The 14246-nt window shown below is 64.6% G+C and carries 7 protein-coding genes, 1 pseudogene and 1 CRISPR repeat array; of the genes and pseudogenes, 4 read left to right on the top strand and 4 right to left on the bottom strand.

Annotated elements, in window-relative coordinates; translation table 11 throughout:
- Positions 1 to 3 precede the first annotated feature (3 nt).
- The gene (locus H5393_RS12255) at positions 4 to 4134 is read left to right on the top strand and encodes a hypothetical protein (RefSeq protein ID WP_182766891.1); all 4131 of its coding nucleotides are present in this window, start codon (positions 4 to 6) and stop codon (positions 4132 to 4134) included.
- Positions 4135 to 4560: 426 nt separating this feature from the next.
- Here H5393_RS12255 and istB read toward each other — a convergent pair whose 3' ends face one another.
- Positions 4561 to 5355: an IS21-like element helper ATPase IstB gene (gene istB / locus H5393_RS12250; protein WP_182766890.1), complete on the bottom strand. Its 795-nt coding sequence runs from the start codon at positions 5353 to 5355 to the stop codon at positions 4561 to 4563.
- The gene (gene istA / locus H5393_RS12245) at positions 5355 to 6557 is read right to left on the bottom strand and encodes an IS21 family transposase (protein WP_182766939.1); all 1203 of its coding nucleotides are present in this window, start codon (positions 6555 to 6557) and stop codon (positions 5355 to 5357) included. The genes istB and istA overlap by 1 nt, the downstream gene beginning before the upstream one ends.
- Positions 6558 to 6745: 188 nt before the next feature.
- On the opposite strand from istA, the gene H5393_RS12240 reads away from it, so the two are divergent.
- On the top strand, positions 6746 to 6979 hold the full coding sequence (locus H5393_RS12240) for a hypothetical protein (protein ID WP_182766889.1): 234 nt from the start codon (positions 6746 to 6748) through the stop codon (positions 6977 to 6979).
- A gap of 10 nt (positions 6980 to 6989) precedes the next feature.
- Here H5393_RS12240 and H5393_RS12235 read toward each other — a convergent pair whose 3' ends face one another.
- Complete coding sequence (locus H5393_RS12235) at positions 6990 to 8465, bottom strand: hypothetical protein (protein WP_182766888.1); 1476 nt, start codon at positions 8463 to 8465, stop codon at positions 6990 to 6992.
- Between the two features lie 513 nt (positions 8466 to 8978).
- On the opposite strand from H5393_RS12235, the pseudogene H5393_RS14925 reads away from it, so the two are divergent.
- Together H5393_RS14925 and H5393_RS12215 are read left to right on the top strand one after the other, a co-directional pair.
- Positions 8979 to 11504, top strand: a pseudogene (locus tag H5393_RS14925) (family 20 glycosylhydrolase); the annotation flags it as partial.
- A gap of 515 nt (positions 11505 to 12019) precedes the next feature.
- A CRISPR array of direct repeats spans positions 12020 to 12288; the repeat unit is 26 nt; unit sequence GGCTCCGGCTCCGACTGTTACGGCGA.
- Between the two features lie 29 nt (positions 12289 to 12317).
- A complete protein-coding gene (locus H5393_RS12215) occupies positions 12318 to 12803 on the top strand; it encodes a hypothetical protein (RefSeq protein ID WP_182766887.1) in 486 nt (161 codons plus the stop codon).
- A gap of 202 nt (positions 12804 to 13005) precedes the next feature.
- Here H5393_RS12215 and H5393_RS12210 read toward each other — a convergent pair whose 3' ends face one another.
- On the bottom strand, positions 13006 to 14088 hold the full coding sequence (locus tag H5393_RS12210; RefSeq protein ID WP_182766886.1) for a LacI family DNA-binding transcriptional regulator: 1083 nt from the start codon (positions 14086 to 14088) through the stop codon (positions 13006 to 13008).
- Positions 14089 to 14246 lie beyond the last annotated feature (158 nt).

The raw sequence follows: 14246 nt of genomic DNA, 5'->3' as shown, positions 1-14246 counted from the left end.
CGCATGAAGAGTTCCGATGTTCGCTTCGAAGAGCCGAGCAACAGCGAACTGCCCGCTGGTTGGCGGCGACCTTGCGATCTTACGGAGGCATTCCTGGTTGCTGCGGCCATGGAGATGGAGGCACGTCGCCGCATCAACTACGCGTCACCCTTCGACACGGCGGTATTTCCTCTTCTTGCGGACCAGTTCAAGTATGATCCCTTCGCTGGACTCCTGACCTTGGGGGGCTGGCAGGAAGCCACGTGGGTGGGAATTGGCGGGGCGGGGCGGCTCGAAGGGATGAGCGCGATGGCCCTTGGCGAACGGCTTTCTCGGCTCCCGCTTCTACAGTTGGTTTGGCAGTACATCGACCTTGTCAAGTCGCAGTTTCTCGGTCTCGACTTTCTGACACTCCTCCAACGACTAGATGGTGTCATCCTGGGCCAGGAGGGAACCATCCTGTTCGCCACTGGTCTCGATCGTCAGATGCACCGAGGCGACGAACTCGCACCCGCAGAGGTCAACTTCGTTCGGGGCTACCCGATCTCTATGCCCGACTACCTCCATCGCCTGATTAGTCCGCAGTCAAGAATTGTATCGATCCAGCCGAATGGTCACCTCCGGGCGAACGACATCTGGAATGTGTGTTTCAGGATTATTGAGCGCTCCAGCGCGTCGGATGTTCTCGACGCGTATGCGGGGCGCGTTGAGGCTGTCTCAGCGATCCTTGACCGCGGCGCAACGCTAGGCCGAGCCGGTGCCAGCAATCTCTGGCCGGGATGGCCCACAGATATCCCGGTTTCGAGCGGGTTGCCTGAGAGCGCTGGCCTCGACGCAGAGGGCGGTCCGAGTTGTCCGAGCGGAGGCTACGCCTCCGACGCATTGGCGAGTGCAGATCAGATTGAGGTAGCCGACTGGTCTTCGTCAGTCAAGATGGTGGCCGCGGGCCACTCACACAGCCTGAGTCTCCGAAATGACGGAACCGTGGCAGCGTTCGGAATGAACGATGAGGGCCAGTGCGATGTTCCGGGGACGGCTCATGGGGCAGTCGCGGTAGCCTGTGGCGGTTTCCATAGCCTTGCGCTTACGTCGGGCGGTGGAGTGGTGGCGTGGGGAGCTAACCTCTACCGGCAGGCCGAGCCACCTCCCGGACTGAAGGGTGTTACGGCCATCGCGGGCGGACATCGCCACAGCCTTGCGTTGCTATCTGATGGCACGGTGATCCAATGGGGCGAAGCGCCCGGCTATGACCAGGTGCCCGTCGATCTGTGTGATGTCATCGCGATTTCCGCCGGGTACGAGCACAGCATGGCACTAACAAAAGACGGCCAGGTCATTGTCTGGGGTGGGAATGACAAGGGACAACTCGATGTCCCCCCAGACTTGTCAGATGTCGAGTCGATCAGTGCCGGTGGCTGGCAGTGCTTCGCGCTTCGAAGCGATGGAAGCGTCGCAGCTTGGGGCGAGGGTGGCGACGGTGCCACTGCGATGCCATCTGGTCCGATGTACTTGGCCATCGCCGGTGGGTACTGGCACGCGATTGCACTCGGAAGCGATGGCGTTAAAGCTTGGGGCGACAACGAGCACGGGCAGACTCAAGTCCCGCCTCTCATGCGGGTGAGCGGTGATGTCGTAGCCATTGCCGCAGGCGGCGAGCATAACATCGCATTGAGAAACGACGGATCCATGATTGGCTGGGGTCGAAACGATTCGGGACAAATTGCCTTCTCTAGGCCCATTTCCTTCTCACAGCCGGTGAAGCAGGACGGTTCACATGAACCAGCTAAAGACGCAGTCGGAGATCCCCCCACGGTGTATGGCTGGGGCAGCACCGATGACCGTCTTCTAGGTTATCAGCCTGAACTCACCAAGGAGCAGCCGAGGTGCGTCGAGGGTCTCACCGGAGTCGCGGACGTTTTCGTCATCGGAGGCACTGTCTATGCCACATTGCAGGACGGAGCAGTGTGGGGCTGGGGTGCCAACGGAAGTGGGCAGCTGAATGACGGGACTACGCTGGACCGGTACCGGCCCATCCAGATTCCAGGGCTGACTGGCGTGGCTCGGATAGAGCCGGGGCCGATTGCGACAGGTCTGGACGGGACGACGTGGACGTGGTCTGGAGATGTGCGCGATAACCCACGTCCCTTCCCTGATCCACAGATCAAGGACGTGAAGCAGATCGTCCACCTAGGGGACTGGAAGTCGGGGGCGCTAGTTCCCGGTGACGCGTTTCACGCGATTCGAGGCGACGGCACTGTCGTCGCCTGGGGGAGGAATGACTCGGGTCAACTCGGGAACGGCAGCAAGAGCCGGGCCGACGAGCTTGTGTCGCCGCCAGCGCCTGTTGTGATCCGAAGGACGCGCCGATCACTCTTTGGCAAGAGGACCGAAGTGATGAAGCCGCTGTCCAAGGTGGTACGTCTCATTCGAGCCGGTGAGTCAGTGTTTGCCCTGGCAGCCGATGGAAGCGTTTGGGCCTGGGGTTCGAATCGATCTGGACAACTGGCGGACGGCTCGCGTAACGATCGTCTCACTCCGGTCCGGCTCGACTTCGCTTCCGATGTCATCCAGTTGTGCACAGATCGAACTGGCCATGGGTTCCCTTGGGTGCACGCTCTGACGCGCGAGGGGGACGTGTGGAAATGGCGGCCGGAACAGGGTCAGAACGCGGTGCCGGTGCGAATCCCCGAGCTATCCGGGATCCTCGAGATGTCGATGGGAGAAGGTTGCGCGGTTGCGCTGCGAAATGACCGGACGGTGATGGCTTGGCACCCCAACGCTAGCTTCACGCCCCCGCCACCTGCAAAGGTCGAAGGGCTAGACAACGTCTTGACCATCATCGCTGGGGAACGGTCCGTAGCCCTCCGCGCCGATGGTACGGTCGCGACCTGGTTCGGCCAGGGAGACAACGTTCCTGACAGTCCTGGGTCTCGGATTCGCGGAACGTACACGGCGATCCCCGCTCAAGGGCTCACCGGCATTCGGAAGGTTGCCACCGGCGGTGGCACCGTGGTCGCGCTCCGTGACGATGGGACCCTCTGGGCTTGGGGCCTTGGAGACCGAGGGCAGCTCGGTATCGGTGACGATCGGCATCGGCTAGTACCTGCGCCGATGGAGACAGTTGGCACCGCCCTTCGCATCCACGGAGCAATGAACACGGTAGCGGCGGGTCGGCAAGATGGATCGCTGACGGCGTGGGGTGATACTGCAGGGGCTGCGAACCGACTGGCACTGAGCAACGATGAACTCAGGTCCGGTGGCCCGTGGGACAACGCTCTCGGCCTGAGCGGGGTGACAAGTGTCGCCGTGGGCGCGGGATCGGTCGTGGCTCTCCGCTCCGATGGCACGGTGTGGGCTACCCGATGTGGCAATGGCACCGAGGCAACTTTCCTTGAGACGCGGCCGAAGCACGTTCGTCAACTTGCGGGGATCACCGCAGTTGCATCAGGCCTCCATACGGAATACGCACTGGACGAAAGCGGGTCCGTCTGGGCGTGGGGAGATGCGCAGCGAAACCAGATCGGCGACGGCTACATCCTCATCCCGGGGCCATCAATGTCTGGGATGGTGGCCTCGCGGGAGGTACCTGTACGCAGCCTGATTCCTGGCAGGGTCGTCGCCATTGCGGCCTCCTACGAGACGGCATATGCGCTTCATGAGGATGGGACCGTGTGGGCGTGGGGCAACAACGAGCATGGCGAACTCGGGAACGGCAAGCAGCAGGATATGACCCGACTGATTCTGGCACGGGGAGCACATGTTCCGCGTCCAGCGCGCGTCGCAGGACTGAAGAACATCAGGCTGATCGCATCAGGCTGCTCGACCGCTTACGCCGTGGCGACCGATGGGACCGTTTGGGGGTGGGGTAGCAACCGCCATGGACAACTCGGGGTCGGCGCGGACTCCGACTTGACAAGCCTGCCCGTCGCGATCGACAACTTGCCGCCGATAGTCGCAATAAGCACTAGTGGCAACTCCACCTTCGCGACTGACGAGGAAGGCACTGTATGGGCTTGGGGCCTCAATCGAGATGGACAACTAGGCGACGGGACGCAGATGAATCGGCGCAAACCAACTCAGATCCCAGAGCTTCACAACGCTAAGTCGGTCATTTGCGTTGGATTGGCCTCGTTCGCTCTGCTACCGTCCGGCTGATTGCCGTGAAGGCGCGACGAGGAATCCGTGAACCGCCCCGGCATGTCCGGAGACTCCGGACATGCCGGGGCGGTTCACTTCCCCAAGGGCAGTGATCTACGCATCTTCAGCGCGGACGAACTCCGAGCCGTCGAGCAACGCATCAACAGTCGACCCCACAAGACCCTGCACTGGTGAGTATTCGGCGGGGTGAGCGCCGGGTCTGTCAAGTTTTCGGTGTAACTCATGGTTGTTTGACTCTCAGTCATCGGCGGCCAGCGGAGAGCCGACCCTCGAAGGTGATGGACCCGTTCCTAGGTATGCGACCGCGGAGGCCGGCCTGTGACGGCGACGTCTGGGCCTTCGGGGTCTGGGCATTCGCCGCTGTCGATGCCGCTCGAAAACTGGTCAGTTTCGCCGCCGCAAAAGTGAACAGTTGCGGGCAGTCTAGCCCTGGGTTTCGCTGCTGGTGGTTCTGATGCTGGGGAGGGTGTCGATGCTCCTGTTCCGGAGCCGGTAGCTGGCTCCCTTCAAGGTGAGGACGTCGGCGTGGTGGACGATCCGGTCGATCATCGCGGCAGCAACGATCTGGTCTCCGAACACCCCGCCCCAGCCGGAGAACGGCAGGTTGCTGGTCAGCACCAGGGAAGCGTGCTCGTAGCGTGACGAGACGAGCTGGAAGAACAGGTTCGCTGCGTCTTGCTCGAAGGGCAGGTAGCCGACCTCGTCGATGATGATCAGGCCGTAGCGGCGCAGCCTGACCAGCTCGCCGGCCAGCTTCCCTGCTTGGTGGGCGTCGGAGAGGCGGGTGACCCAGTCGGTGGCGGTGGCGAACAGGACCCGGTGTCCGTGGCGGCAGGCGGTCACGCCGAGGGCGATCGCCAAGTGGGTCTTGCCGGTGCCGGGCGGTCCGAGGAGGACGACGTTGCGGGCCTCGGTGAGGAACCCGCCCGACGCCAATGCGGCGACTTGGTTCCGGACGGCGGGTTGGGCGTCGAAGTCGAAGTCCTCCAACGTCTTGCGGGCTCCGAACCCGGCAGCCCTCATCCGGATCTCGGCGCCGGAAGCGTTCCGGGCCGACACCTCCCGCTCCAGGACCGCGGCCAGGTAGTCCTCGAAGGTCCAGCCGGCATCCCTAGCCTGGTCAGCCAATCGGCTGGCAACATCGAGGATGCGTGGTGCTTTGAGCGCTCCAGCGAGGTAGGTCAGCTGTTTGACCGCATCGGTGGTCTTGGTGGCCATCAGGACACCTCCCGGCTCTCGAGACCGAAGGCCCGGTCGTAGTCGGCCAAATCCCTGACCAGACCGTCGCTGGCGGCCTGGGTGCGCGGCTGCTGGAACTCCTGCCGCAGCCTTCTCGCGGTGTCGACATGGCTGGTGTCGGTGATCGTGAGGCCATGTGCCCACACCCGGGGATGCTCGGTGATCAGCCGGCCATCGAGACGGACTTGGACCTGGTCGAGGTCGGCGTGGGCGTCGACCATGCGCCCGATCCAGGTCGGGTCGACGGAGTAGTCGTTGCGGGCGATGCTGACGTAGTAGTCCCGCCCGAGGCGGACCTGTTTGCGCCAGCCCACCACCGGCGGCACCGGCGGCAGGGCCAGCATCGCCGCCCGATCCTTCTCCAGCAGATCGGTCGGCCTGGCTTTGGTGGTCCGTACGACCTTCTGGTTCGCCGTGGCCAGCCAGTCGGTGAACTGGTCGTTGAAGTCGGCCGGTGAGGCGAAGCTACGGCCCGGCATGAACGAGGTCTCGAACCAGCCGTTGCGCCGCTCCACGATCCCCTTCGACTCAGGGTCCCGCAGGCGCAGCAGCACCAGCCTGGTGGCCAACGTTCCCATGAACGCCGGCACTCCTTCGGCCCGGTGCGGGCCCCGGCCGATGCCCCGCTCGTTGTCCCAAATCAGACGCCTCGGCACCCGCCCGAGGAGTTGGAGCAGCTGCCAGGTGCCCAGCAGCAGGTCCTCGGTCGTCTTGGTCGGGATCATCCTGCCCAGCACAAAGCGGGAGTAGGCGGCGGTCATCACCAACACCGGCAACAACGCACTCGTGCCGTTCTCCAACGGGATCTTGCGCGGCGGGAACCACAAGTCACACTGAGCCGCATCCCCAGCCGCCCAGGACAGCCGGTCCGCGGGATCGACCCGGCGATGCTCCGGCCGCAGCCGGGCCACGTTGTCCCGGAACCACGAGCTCGACCCCGTCCAGCCGACCCGCTCCGCGATCACCGTCGCCGGCATATCCGGGAACTCCGCCAGCAGAGCACGCACCCGCAGCTCGAACACCGCAAACGACGTCTCAACCGGTGTCCGCACATAGCTCGGCGGCGCCTGCGACTTCACCGCCTTCACCACCGTCGTCCTCGAGATCCCCAACCTCACCTTGATCCGCGCATGCGGCTCACCCTCCGCGGCAAGCCTCCTGATCAGTGCCCAGTCCTCCAAGGTGATCACTCTCCGATCGTCGTCGAGTGTTCACTTTTCACCGGCGAAATCGTTCAGTTTTCGACCGGCGCCGACAGCCGCAGGCCTGCCGAGTGGGGGTTCTAGAGGTGTACGGCACTTCTGTTGAGACCTCTGGCCTGCTCGGCGGAAATGCCTTGCTGCACATCTCTACCCCGAGGAGACTTGCCATGTCCCAGTCACTCATTCAGCGTCGGAAGATCTCAGCAGAGGTTCAGGAGTTGGTTGATCAGTACGGTCTCTACGTCAGCTATCCGACTGCGGCGAAGATCACGACCGCCAGCGAGCGAACTTTGAAGCGCTTGACGGCGAGGGGTCAGCTCCCGTGTTACACGATCGGCCGCACCCGGGTTCTCAGGCTCAGGACCGCCGATGTCGTCGCGTTGATTCGCCGCGTCGCCTAAGGCACTTGTCTCAAACACCGGGAGGCTTCGCACCGGATTGGGAGAGCCCAGCGGTCAGGTGTGAAAAGACGGCTGCCAAGTGTTGCGGTGGCACCAGCGGGAGTACCTCCGCACGTTGGCCCTCCGGCAAGGCCGAGAGAGTTCGAGCCAGCTGAGCAGGCCCCATGGCGTTCAGGATGTGGGCCAGGGCGGAAGTGTCCGGATCGGCGTTCTCGGCCTGAGCCCTTCGTGGCGGATTCCATCCTGCCTGCTCGGAGAGCCGGTCCAACAGAGGCCACAGGGCAGCGCGATCTAGGGTCGCGTAGGCTCCGGCCACCCTGGGAAGTTCGTGGCCCAGCAGGAGTTCGCAGTCGAAATCGGAAATGCCGGCCATGCGCCAGGCATGGCGAGCCCAGGCCCTGAGATCGTAGAGGCGGAGATCGGGTTTCCCGATGGCGAGCCGTGCAGCGTAGAACCCTGTCGGTTGTCGCGGCACCTCACTGCGGTTACGTCCTCTTCTTACTTTTGGAGATGTTCCGAGAACCTGGGTTGTCGTCCCATAGGGGTTCTTGGAGTAGGTGCCAGGAAACACGAGCGACTCTTTGCCAGCTGCGCTGTACCGACCGAGGTGACCCTCGAGGATTTCGGCCAGATGGGGCGGCAGAGGAACATAGCGGATGGATCCCGCAGTTTTCGGCCCTTTGAGGTGCTGTCCCTTGTCGCGTGAAGAGGTCACTGCCTTGGTGACGCTGACCACCCACCGTGGGACCCCCTCCGTGCCCACACGTTGCTGGAGATCTCCGCGAGTCAGCGCCAGTGCCTCGCCAGGTCGAAGGCCCGTGTAGGCCAAGAAGAAGACGAAGGCTCGCCACCGTGGGGCGTCCATGGCGTCGGCCAGAGCGGCGAGGTCCGCGTGGGACAGCGAGGTGATCAGTTCGTTCTGCACAGCTTTTGGCCGCTGGCTGACGCGACGGCTGGCATTATCCACCCTGCAAGGATTCTCCAGGACCAATTCGCGGTCCACGGCATCTTTGAAGACCGACTTCATGAAGGCATACGCATGGGCGCGGATGGCGTGGCTGTCCTCGTTGGTCTTCCACCACTGGTCGATATGTGCGCGTGTCAGATCGACGAGCGGCAGGGCGGCGAGCGGAGCGAGGCGGCCGTCAAGGTACTTGACGTACTCGGCCCGAGTTCTCGGTGCCAGAGGTGTTCCCCGAGGAGTAGTGCGGTGCTCGATCCACCACAGGGCGTGCTCCCTCAGAGTGATGGCACCTTGCGCGTCGCCCTCTGGCGCGCTGCCGCGGCGCTGACCTGGCGGCGTCCAAACGGCCTTGCCGGTGAGTGCTTCCTCCGTGATGAGGGCTTGCTCTCGCCTGAGCCAATCCCACGCCAGCTTCTCACTGGCGAACCCTTGTCCGGCAGTGTGTACCTGCCCATGCCTCATATACTGCGGATAGAAACGCCGCCGGTGCTCCCGGACGTTTCCCATGGTCTTCTCACTCATGCCTTCCCCCCTCGTAGCGGTGACAAATTGGTGACAAATCTTAGTCCGGCTATGCCCGCTGTGCCTCGTGCGTCCTATCCTAACTACGGTCCGGACGTGGTGACGCGAGCCCTAGTCAAACCCCGAAAGGTTGCGCTTCTACGTGCAGAACCCTGTCCCGCTCCATGAAGAGTCGAAAGCGCTTGGCGGCTGATTCAAGTCCAGCTAGGCCCACCAATCAACCCCTAGGCGACTAGGGGGTTTTACTATTTTCCGCTGAAAGCCTGGCGCCAACGGGCGGCTGAGGTTCTCCGACTTCACCACTGGGCAGCATGCTGGCTCTGAATTCGCGGAAGGCTGCCCTCCTCCTCTGTGGCTGAGGGAACCCGGACGTCGGTGAATGCCGCACCCGAGTTGCCACGTGGTGATAGCCGGGGCCCCTCGTCAGGCTGGGGCCCGCCCTGAATCGCCCACGTGGAGTGACCATTTGTGAATTGCTGCGGTAGCGGTGGACCCTCAGTGCCTACTGTGCGGATGCCCCGGAACCACGTTCATCATGATTGGAACACACCTATGTCCTTCAGCCGCTCCAGGACAGTTGGCGTATCGCTGCTCGCCGCATTCGCTGTCTCGCTGGCATTGATGCCAGTCATGCAGCAGGCGACCGCGGCATCCGTCAACCTCGCCGTTGACCGCCCAGTGACCGCCTCAGGCCAGGAGGTACCCGGCCGTTGGGGACCTGAACTCGCAGTCGACGGCGACTCCGGTCCAGAAGGTGACATGGTCGCCCCCGCCGTCCACAATGCCACTGACGCCGCGCGGTGGGGGGCCAACTCCGCCGACAGCGTGTGGCTGTCGGTTGACCTGGGCGAGCCGGCGTCCATCAGCCAGGTCAAGGCTCACTGGGGAAACACCTTCCCCACGAAGTGGACCGTGAGTGTGTCGATGGACGGGCTGACGTGGACCAATCTCCTCACCGACTCAGCAGGACCCGGTGTGAAGGGTGGATGGACCGACTGGTCGGGAGCGTCTGAGGGTGTCCGCTACGTCAAGGTGACCACCAATGGCCGGAGCCAGCCGTACGGCATCTCGTTGTGGGAACTCCAGGTCTTCGGGGAACCCCAGATCGTGGAGCCCGTCAGTAATATCGCGCTGGCGCGCCCCGTCACCTCGTCCGGTGAGGAACTGCCCGACAGGTGGGGTGCAGCGCTCGCCGTCGACGGCAACCCCGGCCCGGAAGGCGCCGTTTCCGGTGCTGTGCATAACGCCGTGGATGCCTCACGGTGGTCTTCGAACAGCGCCGACAGTGTCTGGATCCAGGTGGATCTGGGTAACACCGCGAAGGTCTCCGAGATCAAGGCGCACTGGGGCAACACCTACCCCTTGCGGTGGTCGATCAGCGGCTCCGTGGACGGCGCCACGTGGACGCAGATCCAGGGCGAGGCGGACGGCCCGGGCCAACAGGGCGGCTGGACGCGGTGGGCCGGGTCCGTCGACGGGTTCCGGTTCATCAAGGTGACCACCCACGGCCGCAGCGCGCCCTGGGGGACGGCACTGTGGGAACTGCAGGTCTTCGGCACGCTCAACGGGCCCATCATCGAGCCCGTCGAGCCGTTCCGCAGCACCATCGTCCCCGCACCCGCTTCGATCGTTGAAGGGTCCAACGGGGATTACAGCTTGACGTCGGACGCGGCAATCATCGCCACCGGCGAGTCGCTCGCTCCCGCGCAGCACCTGGCGCGGACCCTGCGCACGGCAACAGGCTTCCCGCTCCCCGTCGTCTCGTCGGGACAGGGCATCGCCTTGGAACTCGTGCCGGCGGTCAACGAGGCTGAAGGCTACACACTGTCCGTCTCCACTGACGGCGCCACGATCTCGGCCGGCACGGAAGCGGGACTGTTCTACGGCGTCCAGAGCCTCCTCCAGCTCCTCGGCCCTTGGGCCCACTCGCCTGAACCCATCAGTGCCGACTGGACGGTTCCCGGGGTGGAGATCGCGGATGCTCCACGCTACGAGTGGCGCGGCTTCATGCTCGACTCCGCGCGCTCGTTCTACCCTGTGGACGAGGTCAAGGCGATGATCGACCAGATGGCCCAGTACAAGCTCAACGTCCTCCACATGCATTTCGCAGATGACCAGGGCTGGCGCATCGCCATCAGCAACGAGATGAGAGCAGTCAACGACCCCCTCGACTACTCCTTGCTGGCAAGGATCTCCGGTGGCACCGCTGTGGCGCCCACCAACTGGACCGACATCCCCGGGCGCCCCGGTTACTACGACGCGGACGATTTCGCGGAGATCGTCGCCTACGCCGATGCCCGGCACGTCGCGATCGTTCCCGAGGTGGACGGTCCCGCCCACTCCAACGCCATGCTCCATGCCATTCCCCAGCTCAACACCTCTGGCAGCTTTTCCTCCCTCCCCGCAGACCAGCGCGATGGCACCGTCGCGGCTCCGCCCAACACCACGACGTCCGTGGGCGAATCCAGCCTCGACGCCGAGAACGAGCTCACCTACACCCTTCTGACGCACGTCCTGAAGCAGATCGTCGCCGAGAACTCCACGCGGGTCGGGGGCCAGCGCTACCTCCATATCGGTGGCGACGAGTCCCACAACACCACCGCGACCGCCTACCAGAAGTTCATGCAACGGGCCGGGCAGATCGTCAACGATCTCGACGCGACCCCCGTCGTGTGGAACGAGGCTGTGGGGGCTGCGGCCGCCGAACTGCCCGAAGGCACGATCGTGCAGCACTGGACCGGCGGGACGGAGGCCACGCGGGACTTCGTCAACGCGAAGAACGGCAAGGCGCTCCTGTCGCCTTACAACCGCACCTACCTGCCGCAGGTCCCCGGAACCGGAGTCACGGGCCCGACGTGGGGCTGCGGCGGTCCCTGCAGCCTCAACGGCTTCTACGATTGGAACCCCTTGACCTACGTGGGTCTCGACAGCGACGACAAGGTCGTCGGCGTGGAGGCCCCGCTCTGGTCGGAGCATCTGCGTTCCCTGCCCGCTGCTGAGTTCCTCATGTACCCGCGGCTCATGGCCACCGCCGAGGTGGCGTGGAGTCCCCAGGAGACGAAGGACCTCGCAGACTTCAGGGTCAGGTTGAAGGACGTGGCCACCTCGCTCACAACCCAGGGACGAAACTTCTTCTATGGCGACGCGACGTGGGGCGCCGACATCGCCGCCCTCGCGAGAGAGAGCATCTCCGAGGATGAGGCGGTCGGCGACATCGCGGTGGCAGCCATCCCCGCGACCGCCCTCACTGACGTCGCGGCATCGCTGCTCCTGAACGGAGAAGAGGTCCCGGTCACGGTCTCGGTGGACCGTCCCTACGTGCTCGACAGCGGGAAGTTCGACGGACGTCAGGTCAACGGGCTGTTCCGCGTCGCCATCACGGGAGCTCTGCCTGTTGGCGACTACACCGGGGTCCTCTCGGTAAGCGCTGGCAGCAGGTCGGTCACCACGGACGTCGCCCTGTCTGTGGGAGAGAACGGCGGCCCGCAACCGACGGTGACTCCCACGAGCACGCCCACGGTCACAGTGACGGCAACGGCGACGGCCACCGTCACGGCTCCGGCTCCGACTGTTACGGCGACGGCGACGCAGACTGTGACGGCTCCGGCTCCGACTGTTACGGCGACGGCGACGGCGACGGCGACGCAGACTGCGACGGCTCCGGCTCCGACTGTTACGGCGACGGCGACGCAGACTGTGACGGCTCCGGCTCCGACTGTTACGGCGACGGCGACGCAGACTGTGACGGCTCCGGCTCCGACTGTTACGGCGACGGCGACGGCGACGCAGACTGTCACGGCTCCGGCTCCGACTGTTACGGCGACGGCGACGCAGACTGTGACGGCTCCGACCGTGACGACGCCTGGGCGCACCGTGACCGTGACCGCGACGCCCACCCGGACGACATCGACCTCCGCGGCTCCGAGCGTGCCCGTGGACGTCTACACGACGCCCGGCCACCACGCGGTCAACGGGCGCGAATGGTTCACCAGGTGTGAGCCGTACTCCCAGACCACCCGCTGCCGCACCGACATTTGGGCCCACCAGGTCAAACTCGTCGACAACAAGCCGCAGTGGGTTGGGGGATGGGCCTTCAACAACCTCACCTACCTGCCCATGGACCGCGCGACGTGGGGCGGCAACCCCCTCGCCAATACCGGTGCCTGGACCAGCCCTGACGGGCGCAGGTGGTCGACCGAGTGCGGTACAGCCACGACCGGACGCAACGCCTGCCGCAGCTTCATCTGGACGAAGGTCTGGGAACCTGTGTCCAAGGGATCGGCTACCTTCCACCAAGTTGATCAATGGGTGTTCAACAACCTCGTTCGGTTCAAGTAGCCACGACAGGCAAAGGGGTCCCGGCAGCGCTGCGCTGCCGGGACCTTCGTGTTGCCAGCCGAGTTTGATCGCCCTACGGCATCAGCCCCCCTCCGCGCTGCCGGTCCACACGGGCGACAGGGTATCCATCGGGGTTGCAGCCGTGGTGCTGGGGTACAGTTCTACGCTGGTTGGGCCCAGGCGGCGGAAGAAATTGTGTGGTTCACCGAGGCGGCGTGGAGGTGTCGAGGGCGACCTGACCACTGGACCGTCGGCCCGGGGGCGCGGTCGATTCGCGCAGCACCAGTGTGGTCGTCAGCTCGATATGACGTGCCTCGGGCTGTTTGCCCCGGTGGATGAGATAGGCGGTCTCAACCGCCCGGCGTCCCATGTCAGCCAGAGGTTGGCGCACGGCGGTCAACGCTGGCGTCGCCCACGACGCCAGGAGCGTGTCGTCATAGCTGATCACGCTCAGGTCTCCCGGGATGTGGACGCCAGCGGTGTGTGCCGCCCGGAGGACGCCGACCGCCTGGGTGTCGCTGCCGGTCATGATGGCGGTGGGCCGCGCGTCAGCGCTCAGCCACTCGCCGGCGACGGTGTTGGCCTCCGAAGCGTCGAACCGGACCCTCCTGATCCACTCATCCCGAACGGGGGAGCCGGCGTTGCGGCAGACAGACAGGAATCCGTCCATTCGAGCCGAGGCGCTCAGCGAGCGGGCCGGGCCAGACATGACGGCGATGTCCCGGTGACCCAGCGCCAGTAGATGCTCGGCAGCCGAGCGCCCTCCCAGCCAGTTGGTGGCGCCCACCGAGATCATGTCCGGGTGAGCCGAATCCAAGGGGTCGATGACCACCATCGGCAGCCGCGCCTCGACCACGCTCGAGTAGGCGCTGCCTCGTACCCCTGCGGTAAGGACGACGGCACCGATCCGGTTGGCCGACAGGAGACGTTGCGTCAGTGCTGCAGCAGTCGGCGTGCCGTCGGGATCGGTGCTCCGGTGCGTGCGTTCGACGACCAGGTCCACCCCCAGTTCCTCCGCTGCCTCCGTGGCGCCCCGGAGCACCTCCATCGCATAGGTGCTGGTGATGACATCGGCCAGGAAGGCTATGGATGGGCGGCCGGAGTCAGGAGCCTTCCTGCTGGTTTCGTACCGCAGTTCAGCGATGGCCCGCTCCACCCTTTCCCGGGTCCCCTGCGCCACGTCGGGCCGGCCGTTGGCCACCTTGGAAGCGGTGGCGAGCGAAACCCCGGCGAGGGCCGCGACCTCCGCCAGAGTGGCCTTGGTCTCGGTGCGGGGGTTAGTCATGGCAACTCCTCGAAAGTTTCGAACAGTCTAGACGGCAACTATGGCCCGCGCGAGCCGTTCGTCCGCGCCCCACGGAAATTGATCCTCCCTGAATCGCTTGCGCGACGGCAGCCAGCGTTGTAAGCTGGCGAAAGTTTCGGATACCAAGAGAAACTTTA

Origin of the sequence: Tessaracoccus sp. MC1756, from assembly GCF_014164735.1 — a bacterium.
GTDB lineage: Bacteria > Actinomycetota > Actinomycetes > Propionibacteriales > Propionibacteriaceae > Arachnia.
The sequence above is the reverse complement of the archived record's forward strand: the minus strand, read 5'-3'. Positions and strand labels throughout refer to the sequence as shown.

Bases quoted from the DNA above. Each gene is read 5' to 3' on its own strand.
- H5393_RS12255 (WP_182766891.1), top strand. From the start codon at position 4: ATGAAGAGTTCCGATGTTCGCTTCGAAGAGCCGAGCAACAGCGAACTG.
- istB (WP_182766890.1), bottom strand. From the start codon at position 5,355: ATGGCCACCAAGACCACCGATGCGGTCAAACAGCTGACCTACCTCGCT.
- H5393_RS12240 (WP_182766889.1), top strand. From the start codon at position 6,746: ATGTCCCAGTCACTCATTCAGCGTCGGAAGATCTCAGCAGAGGTTCAG.
- H5393_RS12235 (WP_182766888.1), bottom strand. From the start codon at position 8,465: ATGAGTGAGAAGACCATGGGAAACGTCCGGGAGCACCGGCGGCGTTTC.
- H5393_RS12210 (WP_182766886.1), bottom strand. From the start codon at position 14,088: ATGACTAACCCCCGCACCGAGACCAAGGCCACTCTGGCGGAGGTCGCG.